This is a genomic window from Micromonospora sp. DT201 (assembly GCF_049841575.1).
Lineage (GTDB): Bacteria > Actinomycetota > Actinomycetes > Mycobacteriales > Micromonosporaceae > Micromonospora.
The window spans coordinates 180,488-200,742 of sequence record NZ_JBNCKP010000007.1 but is presented as its reverse complement, the minus strand read 5'-3'; the positions used below and the strand labels follow the sequence as shown (position 1 = coordinate 200,742).

At 75.0% G+C, this 20,255-nt stretch carries 2 protein-coding genes (1 of these 2 cut by a window edge); both read right to left on the bottom strand.

What is annotated here, in order from left to right; genetic code table 11:
- Window positions 1-21 precede the first annotated feature (21 nt).
- On the bottom strand, window positions 22-15,993 hold the full coding sequence (locus tag ACLQ28_RS15215) for an SDR family NAD(P)-dependent oxidoreductase (protein ID WP_425686916.1): 15,972 nt from the start codon (window positions 15,991-15,993) through the stop codon (window positions 22-24).
- On the bottom strand, window positions 15,990-20,255 hold the 3' portion of the coding sequence (locus ACLQ28_RS15210) for an SDR family NAD(P)-dependent oxidoreductase (RefSeq protein ID WP_425686915.1). Its footprint extends 16,842 nt past the window's final position; 4,266 of the gene's 21,108 nt are visible here — the last part of the coding sequence; its start codon lies off the right edge, out of view; it ends in the stop codon at window positions 15,990-15,992. Before ACLQ28_RS15210 ends, ACLQ28_RS15215 begins: the two co-directional genes overlap by 4 nt.

Below are 20,255 nucleotides of genomic sequence, written 5' to 3'. Positions count from 1 at the left end.
ACATTCCGGTGGCTCCCTGCTTCACGACAGTCCGAGCTCGTGGTCGATGAGGGCGAACAACTCGTCGTCGTCGACGGGCGCTGGTTCCGGCCCAGCTGTCTCCGGTTCGGTGCGCCGTACCTTCGACAGCAGCGCCTCCAGGCGCGCGGCGATCCGGCGCTGCGTGTCGGCGTCGTCGGCGGCCGACGCGACGACCGCTGCCAGCTGGTCCAGTTCGGCGAGCACGTCGACGCCGTCCGTGCCGCCCAGTTCGGCGTCGAGGTGCCGGGCGAGCGCGCTGGGCGCCGGATGGTCGAACAGCACCGTGGCCGGCAGCGGCAGGCCGGTGCTCTCGATGAGCTGGTTGCGCAGTTCGACGGCGGTCAGCGAGTCGAAGCCGGCGTCGAGGAAACCCTTGCCCGGGTCGATGACGCTCGCGTCGGGATGGCCGAGCACGGCGGCCGCGTTCACCCGCACCAGATCGAGCAGAACCTCAAGGCGGGCGGCGGGGGGCAGTCCGGTCAGGCGCCGGCGCAGCGCGGTGCCGCCCGGCTCCGTGTCGGCGGCGGCGGTCCGGCGTGCCGGGCGGACAAGACGGCGCAGTACGGCCGGCAGGGTGTCGCCGCGCGAGCGCCAGGCGTCCAGGTCGAGGCGGGCCGGCAGCAGGCAGGCCGGAGCGTCCGCGGCGGTGGCCGCGTCGAACAGGGCGAGGGCGGTGTCGAGGTCGAGCGGCAACACGCCGGATCGGGCGAGGCGGGCCCGGGCGGCGTCGTCGAGGCGGCCGGCCATGCCGTCCGGCGCCTCCCAGGCACCCCAGGCGAGGGAGTGGGCGGGCAGCCCGGCCGCCCGGCGGTGCTCGGCGAGCGCGTCGAGGTAGGCGTTGCCCGCCGCGTAGGGCGACTGACCGGCTGCACCCAGCACCGCGGCGGCGGAGGAGAACAGCACGAACGCGGTGAGGGGCAGGTCGCGGGTCAGCTCGTGCAGGTGCCGGGCACCGTCCACCTTGGCCCGCAGGACCCGGTCCAGGTGGCCGGGGGTGACGTTGGCCAGCACCGCGTCCTCCACCACCCCGGCGGCGTGCACGACGCCGCGCAGCGGGCGGTCCGGCGTGATGCCCTGGATCAGCGCGGCGAGCGCGGCGCGGTCCCCCACGTCGCACGCGGCCACCGTCACCTCCGCGCCGAGCGCGGTCAGCTCCGCGATGACCTCGCCGCCGTCGCCGGAACGGCTGAGCAACAGCAGGCGGCGTATGCCGTGCCGAGTGACGAGGTGCCGGGCGACGTGCCTACCGAGCGCGCCGACGCCACCGGTGACGAGGACGGTGCCGTCCGGATCCCACGGCGGCGTGTCGGATCCGCCCTCGTGCACGGGGGCCAGGCGGGGCACGAGGACGACGCCGTCGCGGATCGCGAGCTGATCCTCCCCGGTCACGGAGAGCAGTCGATCGAGCGGACCGGGGGCGATCCCGCCGTCGATGTCGGCGAGCACGAATCGGCCAGGGTGCTCGGCCTGCGCGGCGCGCAGAAGTCCCCAGACCGGGGCCGCGTCGAGCCCGTCGACCGGATCGCCGGCCCGGGCCGCCACCGCGTCGCGGGTCACGAAGGCCAGGCGGGCCCCGGGATCGCGCTGCACGATCTCCAGCGCCGTGCGCACGTCGTCGACCCGGTGCACCTCCACGGGCGGTTCGTCGCCGGAGCCGGCGGGCAGCGGCACCCACTCCAGGCGGTACAGCGCGCCCGCCCGCCAACCCGGGCCGCCTGCGCGGAGTGCCCGGGTGACCAGCCGGTCGATGTCCGCGACGGGCGTGCCCGCCGGGTCGGTCATCGAGACAGCCATGCCGTCGCCGGACGCGTCCGGGGTGAGGCGTACGCGCAACGCGGTCGCCCCGGTCGCGTACAGGCGTACGCCGCTCCAGGCGAACGGCACCCGGCCCCGGACGGCGTCGGTCCCCTCGGCCAGCGCGGTGAGCCCGCCAGCGTGCAGGGCGGCATCGAGCAGGGCGGGATGGATACCGAAGCGGGCAGCGTCGGGGTGCTGCGGCTGCGGGAGAGCGACCTCGGCGTAGGTGTGCCCGCCGTGCCGCCAGGCCGCGCGTAGTCCCTGGAAGGCCCCGCCCAGCGCGAAGCCGGCCGCAGCGAAACGCGGGTAGTAGTCGCTCACGTCGATCGGTTCGGCGCCCTCCGGAGGCCACACCGGGCCCAGCGCGGCAGGCGCGTCGGTCGTTCCGGCCAGACGGCCGGTGGCGTGCCGGGTCCAGGGTCCGCCGGGCGGGCGTGCGTGGATGCTGAACGGGCGTCCGCCGTCCGGATCGGCCGGCCCGACCCGCAGTTGCAGGGCGATCCGGGCGTCGGCTGGCACCGTCAGCGGCACGTCGTGGGTTAGCTCGGCGAGACCCTCGGCGGCAGCACCGTCGGCGGCGTGCAGCGCCAGCTCGGCCAGGGCGGTGCCGGGCACGATGACCGTGCCCTGCACGACGTGGTCGCCCAGCCAGGGCTGGTCCCGCGTCGACAGGTGCCCGGTGAGCAGCAGGCCGCCATCGTCGGCGAGCTCGGCGACGCCGGTGACCAGGGGGTGACCGGTGCGCGTCACGGGGGCGGCGGACAGCCAGTAGCGCTCGCGCTGGAAGGCGTAGGTCGGCAACGCCACCGGCGGGCCGGCCGGCAACGCCCTGGTCCAGTCCACGTCCGCACCGGCTACGTGCGCCCCGGCCAGCGCCGCCACCACGGTCTCCACCTCGTCGCGTCCTCGGCGCGACGAGGGCACGTACCGGCCGTCGCGGCCCTGCCCGGACAACACACCGTCGGGGCCGACCTCCACGAAGGTGGACACGCCACGCGCGGTCAGCAGGTCGAGCCCGTCGCCGAAGCGGACGGTTTCGCGGACGTGCCGCACCCAGTACTCGGCGCTGAACTCCCGGATCAGGTCGCCGGTCACGTTGGACACGACGGCGATGCGCGGGCGATCGTAGGTGATCCCGGCCGCCACCTCGCCGAACTCGGCCAGCATCGGCTCCATGGCGGCGGAGTGGAAGGCGTGCGAGACGTTCAGCCGGCGGACCCGGCGACCCCGGGCGCGCCACTGTTCGGCGGCTTCGACGACCAGGTCCGCGGGCCCGCTCAGCACCACCGAGTTCGGGCCGTTGACCGCGGCCACCGGCAGGCCCGCCACCTCGGCCTCGGACGCCTCGATCGCCACCATCGCGCCGCCGGCCGGAAGCGCCTGCATCAACCGGCCACGGGCCGACACGAGGCGGCACGCGTCGCGCAGCGACAGCACGCCCGCGACGTGCGCGGCGGCCAGCTCACCGATCGAATGGCCGAGCAGGTAGGCGGGCGCCACGCCCCACGACTCCCAGAGGCGGCACATGGCGACCTCGAACGCGAACAGGGCCGCCTGCGCGAGCTCGGTGCGGGCCAGGGTCTCGTCGTCGGCGGTACGCACGGCGTCGGCGTCCAGCAGGGACAGCGCCTCGTCCCAGACCCGCGCGAAGACCGGGAAAGCGGCCGCCAGCTCGTGGCCCATTCCGGCCCGCTGCGCGCCCTGGCCGGTGAACAGGAAGGCGAGGTCGCCGCTGGCGCGGTCCGGTCGGATGACGCCGGGTGCCGTGCCGCCGTCGACGAGGGCGTCGAGGCCCCGCCGCAGAACTGCCGGGTCGCGGGAAACGACTGCGGCGCGATGGTCGAGCGCGGCCCGGCCGGTCGCCAGCGTGGACGCGATCTCGAGCGGTGTCAGATCGCCCGCGTCGTCGAGGAACGACCGTAGCCGGGCCGCCTGGGCGCGCAACGCCACCTCGGAGTGGCCGGACAGCAGCCAGGGCGCCGGCAGTTCACGGTCGGGCGCGGGCTGCTGCGGCCCGGCCGGAGCCTCCTCTACAACGACGTGCGCGTTTGTGCCGCTCACCCCGAACGACGAGACGCCGGCCCGCCGGGGACGGCCGCCGCCGGGCCACGGCGTCGCCTCGGTCAGCAGACGGACGGCGCCGGCGGACCAGTCCACGTGCGGTGACGGGCGGTCCGCGTGCAGGGTGCGTGGCAGCATGCCGTGCTGCAGGGCGAGGACCATCTTGATGACGCCACCCACGCCGGCGGCGGCCTGGGCGTGCCCGATGTTCGATTTCAGCGAACCCAGCAGCAGCGGCTCGGTGCGGTCCGCGCCGTAGGTGGCGAGGATGGCGTCCGCCTCGATCGGGTCGCCCAGCGTGGTGCCGGTGCCGTGCGCCTCGACGGCGTCCACGTCAACGGGCTTCAGGCCGGCGTTCGCCAGTGCCTCCCGGATGACCCGCTGCTGGGCGAGGCCGTTGGGCGCGGTGAGGCCGTTGCTGGCGCCGTCCTGGTTTACCGCGCTGCCGCGCAGCACGGCGAGCACTGGCTGCCCGTCGCGGCGGGCGTCGGCGAGGCGGCGCAGCAGCAGGATGCCCGCGCCCTCGGCCCAGGCCGTGCCGTCCGCGTCCGCCCCGAACGCCTTGCACCGCCCGTCCGGTGCCAGCCCGCGCTGGCGGCTGAACTCGACGAACGCGCCCGGCGTGGCCATCACGGTGACGCCACCGGCCAGGGCCGCGTCGCACTCGCCCTGGCGCAGCGACTGCATGGCCAGGTGCAGCGCGACCAGCGACGACGAGCAGGCGGTGTCGATGGTGACCGCCGGGCCCTCCAGACCCAACGTGTAGGCCACCCGACCGGAGGCGACGCTGCCGGCGCTGCCCTGGCCGAGGTAGCCCTCGACGTCCCCGGGCACGGCACCGGCGTGGGTGGCGTACCCGCCGGGGATCAGCCCGGTGAAGACGCCGGTGCGGCTGCCGCGCGCCGAGGTGGGGTCGATGCCGGCCCGTTCGAAGGCCTCCCAGGCCACCTCCAGGAAGAGCCGTTGCTGCGGATCCATCGCGACCGCCTCGCGTGGGCTGATGCCGAAGAATCCCGGGTCGAACAGCGCCGCGTCGTGCAGGAATCCCCCTTCGCGGGTGTACGTGGTGCCGGCCCGGCTGGGATCCGGGTCGTAGAGCGCGTCCAGGTCCCAGCCACGGTCGGCGGGGAATCCGCTGATCGCGTCCCGGCCGTCGGACACCAGCCGCCAGAGGGCCTCGGGGCTGTCCACTCCGCCCGGGTAGCGGCAGGCCATCGCCACGATGGCGATGTCGGTGCCGTCGGCTTCCGTGCCGGCCGGCCGGTCGGCAGTCGGTTCGGGGGCCGACGCGCCGACGAGCAGGGTCGCCAGGTGGGCGGCGAGCCGGGCCGGGGTCGGCTGGTCGAAAACGACGGTGGCCGGCAGCCGCAGCCCGGTGGCGGCGGCGACCCGGTTGCGCAGCTCCAGGGCGGTGAGGGAGTCGAAGCCGAGGTTCTTGAACGGGCGGTCACCGAGGCCGTCCGCGGTGGGGTGCCCGAGGACGGCAGCGGCCTGCGCGCGGACCAGGTCGGTGAGGACCCGCATGCGTTCCGCCCCGGTCAGCGGACCCAACCGGGTGGCGAGGTCGCCGGTCGCCGCAGCCGCCGCGCGAGGCAGCTCCCGACGCCGGGCGGCGAAGCGGGCCGGCACGAGCAGCGCGTCCGGCGCGGCGCTGCCCGCGTCGAACAACCGCAGCCCGTCCGCCACGGACAGCGGACTGACATCGGCACGAGCGAGTCGGCCGCGGTCCAGGTGGCCGGTCATCTCGCTGGGCGGTTCCCACAGGCCCCACGCCAGCGACACGGCCGGCAGACCGAGGGTACGGCGGTGACCGGCGAGCGCGTCGAGGTAGGTGTTCGCCGCGGCGTAGTCGGCCTGCCCCGGACCGCCCAGCACGCCGGCCGCGGAGGAGAACAGCACGAACGCCGACAGGTCCGCGTCGCGGGTGAGCTCGTCCAGGTGCCGGGCCCCGTCCACCTTGGGCCGTAGCACCCGATCCAGCCGGTCGGCTGTGAGTTCGGTGACGAGCCCGTCGTCGAGGACGCCAGCCGCGTGCACGACGATCCGCAGCGGGTGGGCGGTGGGGATCTGGGCGAGCGCGGCGGCGAGCGCGTCCCGGTCGGCGACGTCACACGCCACGACGGTCACCTCGGCGCCCAGGGCGGTCAGCTCCTCGGCCAGGTGGTCGGCCGGTCCCCGGCTGAGCAGCAGCAGACGGCGTACGCCCCAGGCGGTCACCAGGTGCCGCGCGACGATCCCGCCGAGCGTGCCACGTGCCCCGGTGACGAGAGCGGTACCCGACTCCTCGATCGGCCGGGGAACGGTGAGCACGATCTTGCCGATGTGCCGGGCCTGACTGAGCTGCCGGAACGCGTCCCGGGCGCGGCGCAGGTCGACAGCCGTGTACGGCAGCGGGCGCAGCGTCCCGGCCGCGAAGACCGTCAGCAGAATGTCGAGCAGTTCCGCCGTCCGGTCCGGTCCGGCCTCCTTGAGGTCGAACGCCCGGTAGTGCAGCCGCGGGTGGTCGGCCGCGTCGCGGATGTCGGTCTTGCCCATCTCGACGAAGCGGCCCCCGTCGCGGACCAGTCGCAGCGACGCGTCGACGAACTCGTGCGCGAGGCTGTTGAGGACGACGTCCACGCCGCGCCCGCCGGTGGCTGCCCGGATCCGTTCCTCGAAGCCGAGGTCACGGGAGGACGCGATGCGCTCGGCCGGTACGCCCAGCGCCCGGACCGCGGCGTGCTTGGCTGGGCTGGCGGTGGCGTAGACCTCGGCGCCGAGCAGCTGGGCGAGCTGAACGGCGGCCATCCCGACCCCGCCCGCGGCGGCGTGCACCAGGACCGTCTCGCCGGGGCGGAGCCGGGCCAGGTCGACCAGACCGTAGTACGCGGTGAGGAAGGCGATCGGCGCGGTGGCGGCCTGGGCGAACGACCAGTCGGCGGGGATGGGCGCGAGCAGCCGCCGGTCGGCCACCGAGACCGGAGCGAAGGAGCCGGGCAGCAGGCCGAACACCCGGTCGCCGGCGCGCAGGCCGGTGACGTCGGGCGCGGTCTCCAGCACGATACCGGCGCCCTCGCCGCCCAGGCCGGTCTCGCCGGGTACGGCGCCCAGCGCGACCATGACGTCCCGGAAGTTGAGGCCCGCGGCCCGGACGGCGACACGGACCTGACCGGCCGTCAGCGGCTGGGCCGGGGCCGGATCGGCGGTCAGCCGCAGGTTCTCCAGAGTGCCCGGCTCGGTGCTGTCGAGATGCCAGGGCGCCGGTGGCGGCGGCTCGGCAGTGGTCGGCACGAGCTGGGGCACGAGGACCTCGCCGGCACGGACGGCGACGCCGACGTCGGGGCCCGCCTGGATCCAGGCCAGGGCGCGGGGCAGCGCGGCGTCGTCGTCCAGGTCGGCCAGGCCGAACCGTCCGGGGTGCTCGGCGGCGGCGGACTTGACGAGCCCCCAGAGCGGGGCCGCGACCGGGTCCGGCCGCTCGCAGGGGCCGGTGGCGACCGCGTGGCGGGTCGTGAAGACCAGGCGGGAGCCGGTGAACCGTTCGTCGGCGAGCCAGCCCTGCACCAGCGCGAGGCCGTGGTGCAGCACCTCCCGCACCGTGCCGCCGACGGGCGGCCCGACGACCACCACCGGCGGCGTCGGGTCGGGCACCACGGCCAGGTCGCCGACGACCGGTGCTCCAGCGCAGACCTCCGCCGCCGGCACCGGGGTCCACCGCACCCGGTGCAGGGCATCGGTGCCGGCCGCGTCGGCGGTCAGATCGGCGGGGATGAACGGCCGCAGCGCCAGGGCGGCGACTGTGGCGACCGGTGAGCCGCGATGATCGGCGACGTCGATGCCGATCCGGTCGGCGCCGGCGCGGTGCAGGCGTACCCGGAGACCTGTGGCGCCGGCCGCGTGCACTGTGACGCCACTGAAGGTGAACGGCAGCCGGTCGACGTCGGCCACGTCCACTACCGTGCCGGCGCGCACCGCCTGCACCGCCGCGTCGAGCAGCGCGGGATGCACCAGGTACGAGCCTGCGTTCGCCTGCTCGCGCTCGGGCAGGGCGACCTCGGCGTACACCTCGTCGCCGAGCCGCCACGCCGCCCGCAGCCCCTGGAACGCCGGCCCGTAGCGGAAGCCGTCGGTGGCGGCGCGCTCGTAGAAGTCGTCGAGCGCGACGGCGGTGGCGTCGGCCGGCGGCCAGGACGTCAGATCCATGCCCGGCGTGCCGGTCGCGGAGAGCACACCCGTTGCGTGCCGACGCCACGGCCCGTCGGGTGCGCCCGCCTGAGCGTGCACGGCGATCGGCCGGCGCCCGTCCTCGTCGGCCTCGTCGACCCGGACCTGCATCGGTACGCCGCCGGACGCCGGCAGCACCAGCGGCGCCTCCAGGGTCAGCTCGTCCACGCCGGCGCAGCCGGTCTGTTCGGCGGCGGCGAGGGCCAGTTCGAGAAACGCCGTGCCGGGCAGCAGCACGGTGTCGCCGACGGCGTGGTCGGCCAGCCACGGGTGGTCCTGCCGGGACAGTCGGCCGGTGAACAGGCGACCACCCGTACCGGCCAGTGGCGTGCTGGTCTCCAGCAGCGGGTGGCCGGCGTCCCCGGCGGCCGGTACGCCGGTCAGCCAGTACCGCTCGCCCTGGAACGGGTAGGTGGGAAGGGCGGCGAGCCGAGCGGCGACCCCCGCGTACGCCGTGCGCCAGTCGACGGTGAGCCCGTGGGCGTACGCCGTCGCGAGGGAGTCGAGCAGCCGCTCCACGCCTCCGTCGTCGCGGCGCAGCGAGCAGGTCCCGAGGGCGTCGTCCGGCAGCACCGGCAGCAGCACGGGGTGCGGGCTGATCTCGACGAACACCGTCGGCTCGGCGTCCGCCAGGTCCTGCACGACAGACCCGAAGAGCACCGTCTCGCGCAGGTTGCGGTACCAGTACGCGGCGTCCAGCCCCGCCGGGTCGACAAGCGCACCGGTGACCGTGGAGTGCAGCGGCACCGCGCCGGCCTGCGGGACGATTCCGGCCAGGGCGACGAGCAGTTCGTCGCGGATGGCTTCCACCTCGGGCGAGTGGGAGGCGTAGTCGACAGGGATCCGCCGGGCGTGGATCTCGTCGGCGGCGCACGCGGCCAGCAACCGGTCGAGGTCGTCCACCGCGCCGGAGACGACTGTCGAGCGGAGGCCGTTGACCGCCGCGATCGACACCTCGCGACCGAACCGCTCGGCGACCTCGGCGGCCGGCAGCGACACCGACACCATCCCGCCCCGCCCGGCGAGGCCGGCCAGGCAACGGCTGCGCAACGCCACCACCCGCGCCGCGTCCTCCAACGACAGGGCACCCGCCACGTACGCGGCGGCGATCTCACCCTGCGAGTGGCCGACGACCGCGGACGGCTCCACCCCGTACGAGCGCCAGACCGCCGCCAACGACACCAGCACCGCGAACAGGGCCGGCTGCACCACGTCCACCCGGTCCAGCGGCCCGGCCAGCACCTCCCGCAACGACCAACCCGTGTGCGGACGCAACGCCTCCTCGCACGCCTGCATCTCGGCGGCGAACACCGGCGAGGAGTCCCACAGCTCCAGACCCATACCGGTCCACTGTGAGCCCTGGCCGGGGAAGACGAAGACGGCACGGCGGGTCGTGGCGGCGGTGACCGGTGTCGTCGCCAGCTCGCCGAGCCGGCGTACCAGCGAGTCGCGGTCGGCCGCGACGGCGACCGCCCGGTACGGCAGGTGGGCCCGTCCGGCGAGGGTGTACGCCACGTCCCGCAGCGGCAGGGTGTCCTGCTCGCGCACCGCCACGGCCAGCTGCTCCGCCTGGGCGTGCAGCGCGGCCTCGCTGCGGGCCGACAGGACGAACGGCAGCACCTCGTCGCCCGTGTCGTCCGATGCGGCCGTTGGCTCCGGCGCCTGTTCGAGGATGACGTGCGCATTGGTGCCGCTGACGCCGAACGACGAGACACCCGCCCGGCGCGTCTCTGCGCGCCACTCGACCGGCTCGGTGAGCAGCCGCACCGGACCCGTCGACAAATCCACGTGGCGCGAGGGCTCGGCGGCGTGCAGCGTGCGGGGCAGCGTTCCGTGCCGCATGGCCAGGACCATCTTGATGATCCCGCCGACACCGGCGGCGGCCTGGGTGTGTCCGAGGTTCGACTTCAGCGAGCCGAGCCACAGGGGACGCTCGCGGCGTCCGCCGTAGGTGGCGAGCACCGCCTGCGCCTCGATCGGGTCGCCGAGGGTGGTGCCGGTGCCGTGCGCCTCGACGGCGTCCACGTCACCGGGCTCCAGGCGGGCGTTCGCCAGTGCCGCCCGGATCACCCGTTCCTGGGCGGGTCCGCTGGGGGCGGTGAGGCCGTTGCTCGCGCCGTCGGAGTTGACAGCGCTGCCGCGCAGCACGGCCGCCACCGGGTAGCCGAGCCGGCGGGCGTCGGAGAGCCGGGCCAGCAGCAGTACGCCGGCACCCTCGGCGAAACCGGCGCCGTCCGCGTCCGCCGCGAAGGACCGGCAGCGCCCGTCCGGGGACAGGCCCCGTTGCCGGCTGAACTCGGTGAACAGTCGGGGTGTCGACAGCACCGTGACGCCGCCGGCCAGGGCGGTGTCGCACTCGCCCCGGCGCAGCGCCTGGGCGGCCAGGTGCACCGCGACGAGCGACGACGAGCAGGCCGTGTCGATCGTGAGGGCCGGCCCCTCCAGGCCGAAGGTGTACGCGACCCGACCGGACACCACACTGCTCGAACCGCCGGTGCCGAGGAAGCCCTCCACCTCGCGGGACACGTGTGGCAGCCGGCTCGCGTAGTCGTGGTACATGACCCCCGCGAAGACGCCGGTCCGGCTGCCGCGTACGCCGGTGGGGTCGATGCCGGCCCGTTCGAAGACCTCCCAGCACAGTTCCAACAGGATGCGCTGCTGCGGGTCCATGGCGAGGGCTTCCCGCGGGCTGATGCCGAAGAACCCGGCATCGAACCGGCCCGCGTCGTGCAGGAAACCACCTCGGCGTGTGTACGAGGTGCCCGGGTGGTCCGGGTCGGGGTGGTACAGGGACGCGACGTCCCAGCCCCGGTCCTCGGGGAAGTCTGTGGTGGCGTCGACGCCGTCGGCCAGCAGCCGCCACAGTTCGTCCGGCGAGGCGACGCCGCCCGGGTAGCGGCAGCCCATCGCGACGATGGCGATCGGCTCGTCGACGGTCGTCGGCATCACCTGCGTGGCCGGACTGCTGGCGGCCCGACCGGCCAGGCGGTCGGTGAGGTGGGCGGCGAGCGCGTTCGCCGTCGGGTGGTCGAAGACGAGCGTGGCGGGCAGGGTCAGGCCGGTGGCGGCAGCCAGGCGGTTGCGCAGCTCGACGGCGGTGAGCGAGTCGAAGCCCAACTCGCGGAAGGCGAGGTCGGGGTCGACCGAGCCGGGCGCGGCGTGCCGCAGCACCGCCGCGACGTGCTGCCGGACGAGGGCGAAGGGGTCGGCGATGACCGCGTCCGGCACCTGCCGAGGCACGCGGGCCGGGTCGGGTCGGACGGCATCGAGGCGGGCGGCGACGACGGCGGCCTCGTCGGCGACCAGGGCGGCGTCGAGGAGGGCGAGGCCGTCCGCGTCACTGAGCGGCGCCATGCCGGATGCGGCCATCCGGGCGAGGTCCGCGTCGCCCAGCCGACCGGTCAGGCCGCTGGCCCCGGCCCACAGGCCCCACGCGATCGACACCGCCCGACGGCCGGCGGCCCGCAGGTGCGCGGCGAAGGCGTCCAGGGCGGCGTTGGCGGCGGCGTAGCCGGCCTGGCCGGGTGCGCCGGCCGTCCCGGCGTACGAGGAGAAGAGCACGAAGGCCGCCAGGTCGGCGTCCTCGGTCAGCTCGTGCAGCAGCCGCGCCGCGTCGATCTTGGGGCGCAGAACCGTGTCCACCCGGTCCGGTGTCAGCGCGGTGAGCACCCCGTCGTCGAGCACGCCGGCCGCGTGCACCACGATGCGCAGCCGGTGGTCAGCCAGCGCCGCCCGCACCGCGTCCCGGTCGGTGACGTCCACCGCCGCCACGGTCACCTCGGCGCCCAGCTCGGTCAGCTCCGCGGCGAGCGCGGTCGCCGGGGTCCGGCTGAGGAGCACCAGCCGGCGTACCCCGTGCGCGGTCACCAGGTGCCGCGCGGCGAGCCCGCCGAGCCGGCCGCTCGCGCCGGTGACCAGGGCGACCCCGTCACCGAACTCCGGTACGGGGTGACCCGGCTGGTCCATGAGCAAGCTCGTGCTGCCGGCCGGCGCGACCTCCAGCCGGGACCCGTAGGCCCGGCCGTCGCGGACCGCCACCTCGGTGGCGCCGGCCGCGATCGCCGCGACCGCCACCGACCCGTCGCCGTGGTCGTCGGCCAGCGCGAACCGGTCCGGGTGCTCGGCGCGTGCCGAACGGATCAGTCCCCACACCGCGGCGGCGGCGACACCGGCGGCGGTCACCGGATCGTCCGGGCCGACGGAGACCGCGCCCCGGGTGACGTAGACCAGCCGCGAGCCGGCGAACCGCTCGTCGGCGAGCCACGCCTGCGCCGCGGCGAGCGCGGCGTGCGCGGCGGCGCGCGGCTCGTCGGCAACGACCGGCAGGAGCACGGTGGCGGGCACAACGTCGGTACCAGGAAACGCGGCCGGGTCGCGCATGGCCCAGTCCCGGGCCGGCACCGGCGGGGCGGCGGGCAGGGGTTCCCAGACGAGGCGACGCAGAGGCGTCAGGGTCGCGGGCAGCGGGCGGGTGGTCAGCGCCTCGACGTCGACGACGGGCCGACCGGCGGGGTCGGTGACGGCCAGCGACACCGCGCCGTCGCCGGTTACCCGGAGGCGGACCCGCAGCGCGGTGGCACCCGTCGCGTGCAGGGAAACGCCGGTGAACGAGAACGGCAGGCGGCCCGGCTCGTCGTCGGCCGCGCCGGCGGCCATGGCCTGCAACGCGGCGTCGAACAGGGCCGGGTGCAGCCCGAAGCGCCCGCTCTCGATCCCGAGGTCCGGCGGCAGCTCGACGTCGGCGTACAGGTCGGTGCCGGTCCGCCAGAGCACGCGCAGTCCCTGGAACGCCGGGCCGTACCGGAACCCGGCCGCGCTCAACCGGTCGCGCAGCAGGTCCACGTCGACCGGCTCGGCGCCAGCGGGCGGCCACTCGCCGGGTGCGACGGCCGGCTCGGCCGGCGTGCTGGGCGCCAGGACACCGGTGGCATGGGTGGTCCACGGCTCGTCGCCGTCCTCCGGCCGGGCCCACACCGTCGCGACCCGGCGACCCGCCGCGTCCGCCGCTCCCACCGACACCTGCAACTGGACGCCACCACGCTCGGGCAGTGTCAGCGGCGCGGAGATCACCAGCTCGTCAACGCGCCGACAGCCGGCGGGGCCGCCTGCCTGGAACAGCAGTTCCAGCACCGCGGTTGCGGGCAGCAGCACGGTGTCGCGGACCGCGTGGTCGGCGAGCCACGGATGGGTCAGTCGCGCGACCCGCCCGGTGCAGACCAGTTCCCCGTCGGCACCGGCCAGGCTCACCGTGGCGCCGAGCAGCGGGTGGCCGGTCGGCCCGGCGTACGGCGGCGCGTCGAGCCAGTGCCGTCGCCGCTGGAAGGGGTAGGTGGGCAGGGTGACGGGCCGGCCTCCAGGCACCGTGCCGAGCGTCGCTGCGCCGCGTACCTGCGCCTCCGCCACGGCACGCAGGAAGCGGTCCGGATCGCCCTGGTCGCGGTGCAGCGACCCGATCGCGGCAGCGTCCGGGGGCATCGCGACGAGAAGGACGGGGTGCGGGCTGACCTCGATGAACAGGTCCTGCCGCAGCCGCTGCACCACCGGGCCGAACCGGACGGTGTGCCGCAGGTTGCGGTACCAGTAGTCCGCGTCCAGCGGAACCGGGTCGTCGGTGACCGTCGAGTGGAACGGCACCTGTGGCTCGCGCGGCTGGATGCCGGCCAGCGCGGTCAGGATCTCGTCGCGGACGGCTTCCACGTGCGGTGAGTGCGACGCGTAGTCCACAGCGATCCGCCGCGCACGCGGCTCGGCCGCCAGGAACCGGTCCACCGCAGCGACATCACCAGACAGCACCGTCGAGTCCGGGCCGTTCACCGCCGCCACCGACAACTCGCCCGGATCCACGTCGGCGAACGGCACCGACACCATCCCACCCCGCCCCGCGATGGCCCGCAACGCCCGACTGCGCAGAGCGACGACCCGCGCGGCGTCGTCCAACGACAACGCACCCGCCACATAGGCGGCGGCGATCTCACCCTGCGAATGACCCACCACCGCCGACGGCTCCACACCGTAGGAGCGCCACAGAGCGGCCAGGGACACCATCACCGCGAACAACGCCGGCTGCACCACATCGACCCGGTCCAACGGACCCGCCAGGACCTCGCGCAGGGACCAACCGGTATGCGGGAGCAACGCCTCCTCACACGCCCGCATCTGCGCGGCGAACACCGACGACGAGTCCCACAACTCCAGACCCATCCCCGTCCACTGCGACCCCTGACCGGGGAAGACGAAGACGACACGGCGGGTGCCGGCGGGCGCCGTTGCGCGTACCGTGGCGGGCCCTGGTGTCCCGGCGGCGAGCAGGCACAGCTCGCCGACGAGCGTCTCCCGGTCACCGGCCAACACCACCGCCCGCTCGGCGAAGCGGGCCCGGCCGGCGGCGAGCGTGTGCGCCACGTCGGCCAGCCGGGGTGCGGTCCGGGCGTACTCGGCGAGCCGGGCCGCCTGCTCGCGCAGCGCCGCGTCGTCGCGGGCCGACAGCAGGTACGGCAGCACCCCGTCCACCGGAGGCAACTCGGGCTCGGCCGGGACCTCCTCGATGATCGCGTGGGCGTTCGTGCCGCTCGCGCCGAACGACGAGACCCCGCCCCGGCGCGGTCGGTCGGCACCGCCGGGCCAGGGCGTCTGCTCGCTCAGCAGCGACACCGCGCCGGCCGACCAGTCGATCCGGCTGGACGGCTCGGTGGAGTGCAGCGTGCGCGGCAGCACACCGTGCCGCAGTGCCAGCACGGTCTTGATGACGCCACCGACCCCGGCGGCGGCCTGGGTGTGGCCGATGTTCGACTTCAGCGACCCCAGCCACAGCGGTCGCTCCCGATCCTGCCCGTACGTGGCGAGCAGTGCCTGTGCCTCGATCGGGTCGCCGAGCGGGGTGCCCGTGCCGTGTGCCTCGACCACGTCCACGTCCGAAGGGGACACTCCCGCGTCGGCGAGCGCGGCGCGGATCACCCGCTGCTGGGCGGGCCCGTTGGGTGCCGTCAGCCCGCTGCTCGCGCCGTCGGAGTTGATCGCGGTGCCGCGGACCACGGCGAGCACCGGGTGGCCGTGCCGGCGGGCGTCGGAGAGCCGTTCCAGCAGCAGGATGCCGGCACCCTCGGCGAAGCCGGCGCCGTCCGCGCCCTCGGCGAAGGCCTTGCATCGCCCGTCGCGGGCGAGCCCCCGCTGGCGGGCGGCCTCGATCAGCATGTTCGGGGTGGCCATCACCGTGACGCCGCCGGCCAGCGCCATGTCGCAGTCGCCGTTGCGCAGTGCCCGCACGGCCAGGTGCAGGCTGACCAGTGAGGACGAGCAGGCGGTGTCGACGGTGACGGCGGGCCCCTCCAGGCCGAGGGTGTACGCGATCCGGCCGGAGGCGATGCTGCCGGCGCTGCCGTTGGCGAAGTAACCCTCGCTGCCCTCCGGTGCCCGGGGCAGGCGGGCGGCGTAGTCGTGCGACATGACTCCGGCGAACACACCGGTCTGGCTCCCGCGGACCGTGGACGGATCGATGCCGGCTCGTTCGAACGCCTCCCACGAGATCTCCAGCAGCAGGCGCTGCTGTGGGTCCATGGCGACGGCCTCGCGCGGGCTGATCCGGAAGAACGCCGCTTCGAAGTCGGCGGCGTCGTCGAGGAAGCCGCCCTCCCGGGTGTAGCAGGTGCCGGGCTGGTCCGGGTCGGGGTCGTAGAGGGTGTCGAGGTCCCAACCGCGGTCGGTCGGGAACCCGGCGACCGCGTCGCCGCCGGCGGTCAGCAGCGACCACAGATCCTCGGGTGACCGCACACCACCGGGGTACCGGCAGGCCATCGACACGATGGCGACGGGCTCCCGGTCGCGGCCCTCCAGCTCGTGGATGCGTTCCCGCGCCGAGGCGAGGTCGGCGGTGACCCACTTGAGGTAGTCGAGCAGCTTCTCCTCTTTGCTCACCGGATGCCACCTTCCTGGGCGGTGGAGCGGCCGAGCTGCTCGTCGATGAAGGCGAACACCTCGTCGGCGCTCGCGTCGCCGAGCACGGCCGGGTCGGGCCGCACCGCTGCGGGCGCGAGGGCTCGGCTCGGCCGGTGCTCCACCGGCGTCAGGACGGTCGCGAGGTGCTCGGCGAGCCTCTGCGGCGAGGGATGATCGAAGACGAGCGTGGCCGGCAGACGCCTGCCGGTCACGGTGGCCAGGCGGTTACGCAGCTCGACCGCGGTCAGGGAGTCGAAGCCGATTTCGAGGAAGCCGTGCGTCTCCGGGATGGCGTCGGCGGTGCCGTGGCCGAGCACCACGGCCGCGTGTTCACGAACCAGGTCGAGCAGGGAGGCGGGGGTGTGAGGGGTGCCCCGGGCCGCTGGGGGGGAATCAGCGGCCCGGGGCACGTCGCGAGCCGGGGGATCACCCAGGCCGCGTAGGAGGGCGCACGCTCCTGCTTCAGGCAGCGCCGCCAGGTCGAGGCGGGCGGCGACGACGGCCGGTGCCGTCATCGCCAGTGCGGCGTCGAGGAGGGCGAGCCCCTGCGCCGGGGAGAGCGTCAGCACGCCGGCACGGCGTACCCGTGAGAGATCCGCGTCGGTCAGGTGGCCGGTCATGCCGCCACCGCCGTCCCACAGACCCCAGGCGACGGCGACCGCGGGGAGCCCCTGCGCCCGGCGGTGCTGGGCGAGGGCGTCCAGGAACGCGTTCGCCGCCGCGTAGTTCGCCTGCCCCGGACGGCCGAGCACGCCGGCCGCGGCGGAGAAGAGCACGAACGCGGCGAGCTTGTCGTCGCGGGTCAGCTCGTGCAGGTGCACCGCCCCGTCGATCTTCGGTCGGGTGACCCGGTCGACCTGCGCGGCGGTCATCGTCTCGACCAGGCCGTCCTCCAGCACTCCGGCCAGGTGGACCACAGCGGTCAGCGGATGCGCGGCGGGAACCCGGCCCAGCAGCCGCGCGGTCGCCTCCCGGTCGGCGATGTCGCAGGCCACGACCGTCACGCTCGCGCCGAGTGCCGCGAGTTCGGCGACGAGGTCCGCTCCCCCGCCACCGCGGCTCGCCAGCAGCAGGTGACGGACGCCGTGCGCGGCGACCAGGTGCCGGGCAACCAGGGCGCCCAGCGCGCCGGTGCCGCCGGTGACGAGGACCGTGCCGTTGGGGTCCAGCGCGTCCCAGTGCTCCCGGGGAGCCGGGGCCCGGACGAGCCGGGGTACGAGCGGCGCACCGGCACGGACGGCCAGCTGCGGCTCGGTCGCGGTGAGCACGTCGGGGAGCACCCGGTGCGACTGAGGCGTGTCGTCCACGTCGACCAGGAGGAACCGGTCCGGGTGCTCGGACTGTGCCGAGCGGACGAGTCCCCAGACGGCGGCGTGGGCCAGGTCGGTGACGTCGGCGTCCGGACCGGTGGCCACCGCGTCACGGGTCACGATCACCAGGCGGGACGCGGTCAGGGCCGGCTCGGCGAGGAACGCCTGCGCCAGTTCGAGGACCCGGTGAATCGCCGACCGTGCGGACGCGGCCGGGCCGGGAGCATCGGACAGGCAGGTCGCCAGCACGTATCCGGGCACCGGAGCGCCCTGTGCGACCGCCCGACTCAGCGTCGCCAGGTCGGCGTGGGCCGGTGCGCCACCGGCCAGCGCCAGCGGGTCGGGGCCGATGACGGCCCGCTCGCCGGGGGTCGCGGCGGCGGTCGGGGCCGACCACGCGACCCGGAACAACGCGTCGGACGGCAGTGCGGTCAGTGGCCGGCTCACCAGGGATCCCACGGTGGCCACCGGTGCGCCGGTGCGGTCGTACAGGGCGAGCGACACCGCGCCGGACGGGGTGTGGCGCAGTCGTACCCGGACGGCGGTCGCGCCGGTGGCGTGCAGCCGTACCCCGGTGAAGGTGAACGGCACCCGCGCCGGATCGCCGGCCGTGACGCCGGTGACCGCCGCCGCGTGGGTGGCGGCGTCGAGCAGCGCCGGGTGCAGTCCGAAGTGGTGGCCGTCGAGGCCCTCGGGGAGCGTCACCTCGGCGAGGATCTCGTCACCGTGCCGCCACACCGCCCGCAGGCCCCGGAAGGCCGGCCCGTAGGTCAGCCCGGTGTCCGCCAGCTGGTCCAGGACGTGCTGCGGGTCGACCGGTACGGCGTCGGCGGGTGGCCAGGGGCCGTCGTCGGGCGCCGGTACGGGGGCGTCGTCGGGTAGCAGGGTGCCGGAGGCGTGCAGGGTCCACTCACCACCGGTACGCGAGTGCACCGACACGTCACGCCGGCCACTGCCGTCCGGCCGTCCGACGATCATCTGCACCTGCGCCGGCGGGTGCAGCGGGGCGTGCAGGGTCACCTCCTCGACCAGACCGCCGGCGCGCAGCACCATCTCCAGCAACCCGGTACCGGGCACCAACGTCGTCCCGGCGACAGCGTGATCGGCCAACCAGTCTCCGGTGACACGACCCTCGAACAGGAGGCCCTGCGCCCAGGACACCGGTTCACCCAGCCAGCCGGGCAGGGTCCCGTCCAGCCAGTAGCGGCGACGCTGGAACCGGTACGTCGGCAACGTCATCCGGCGGGCACCCCGACCGTCGAACACCGCCTCCCAGTCGACGTGCGCACCCCGCGCCCAGGCCCGCGCCACCGAGTCCAGGAACCGCGGCACCCCACCGTCGTCACGCCGCAACGACCCGAGTTCACGGGCCAGGATCGGGTGCGGGCTCACCTCCACCAGCGTGTCGAACCCGGCCACCGCGTCGGCGTAGCGCACCGTCTCCCGCAGGTTGCGGAACCAGTACCCGGCATCCAGACCAGCCGTATCCAGCAGCCCACCGGTCACCGTCGAATAGAACGGCACCTCGGCCGAGCGCGGCTCGATGTCCCGCAACGCCTCGATGATCTCGTCGCGGACCGTGTCGACGTGGGGTGAGTGCGACGCGTAGTCCACCGCGATCCGCCGCGCTCGCGGCTCGGCCGCCACGAACCGGTCCACCGCCTCGACGTCACCGGACAGCACCGTCGAGTCCGGGCCGTTGACCGCCGCCACCGACAGGTCCCCCGGGTCCACGTCGGCGAAGGGCACCGACACCATCCCGCCGCGCCCAGCGATGGCCCGCAACGCCTTACTCCGCAACGCGACGACCCGCGCCGCGTCGTCCAACGACAACGCACCGGCCACATAAGCGGCAGCGATCTCACCCTGCGAGTGACCCACCACCGCCGACGGCTCCACCCCGTACGACCGCCAGAGAGCCGCCAGGGACACCATCACCGCGAACAGGGCCGGCTGCACCACGTCGACGCGGTCCAGCGGACCGGACAACACCTCCCGCAACGACCACCCCGTGTGCGGGAGCAACGCCTCCTCGCACGCCCGCATCTGCGCGGCGAACACCGGCGACGAATCCCACAACTCCAGACCCATCCCGGTCCACTGCGAACCCTGACCGGGGAAGACAAACACCACCCGGCCGTCACCGGCACGAACCGGCAGGTCCTCCCCCACCACCCACCGCCACGGCAGGGCCGCCCGACCCACCGCCAACGTGAAACCCACATCCACGCCCCGCAGAGCCGACACACCCGACACCGCAGAGACCTGCTCGCCCAACGCCTCCCGCGACGCCGCCGACACCACCCACGGCGCGCCCGCACCCGAACCCACGGCGGTCGGCACGGCCTGCACCGGTGGGGCTTCGACGATCACATGGGCGTTGGTCCCGCTCATCCCGAACGCCGACACACCCGCCCGCCGCGCGCCACCACCCCAGGGCACCTCGTCGGTCAACAACCGCACCGCATCCGATGACCAGTCCACCGCCGACGACGGCCGATCCACATGCAACGTCCGCGGCAGGACACCGTTGGTCATCGCCAGCACCATCTTGATCACACCGCCGACCCCGGCCGCCGCCTGCGTGTGCCCGAGGTTCGACTTGAGCGATCCCAACCACAACGGCCGGCGCCGCTCCCGCCCGTACGCGGCGATCACCGCCTGCGCCTCGATCGGATCCCCCAACCGGGTCCCCGTACCGTGCGCCTCCACCACATCCACATCCGCAGGCCGCAAACCCGCATCCGTCAACGCATCCGCGATCACCCGCTCCTGCGCCGGACCACTCGGCGCCGTCAACCCATTCGACGCACCGTCCTGATTCACCGCCGAACCCCGCACCACCGCGAGCACCTGATGACCGTGCCGCCGCGCATCCGACAGCCGCTCCACCACCAACCAACCCACACCCTCGGACCAGCCGGTGCCGTC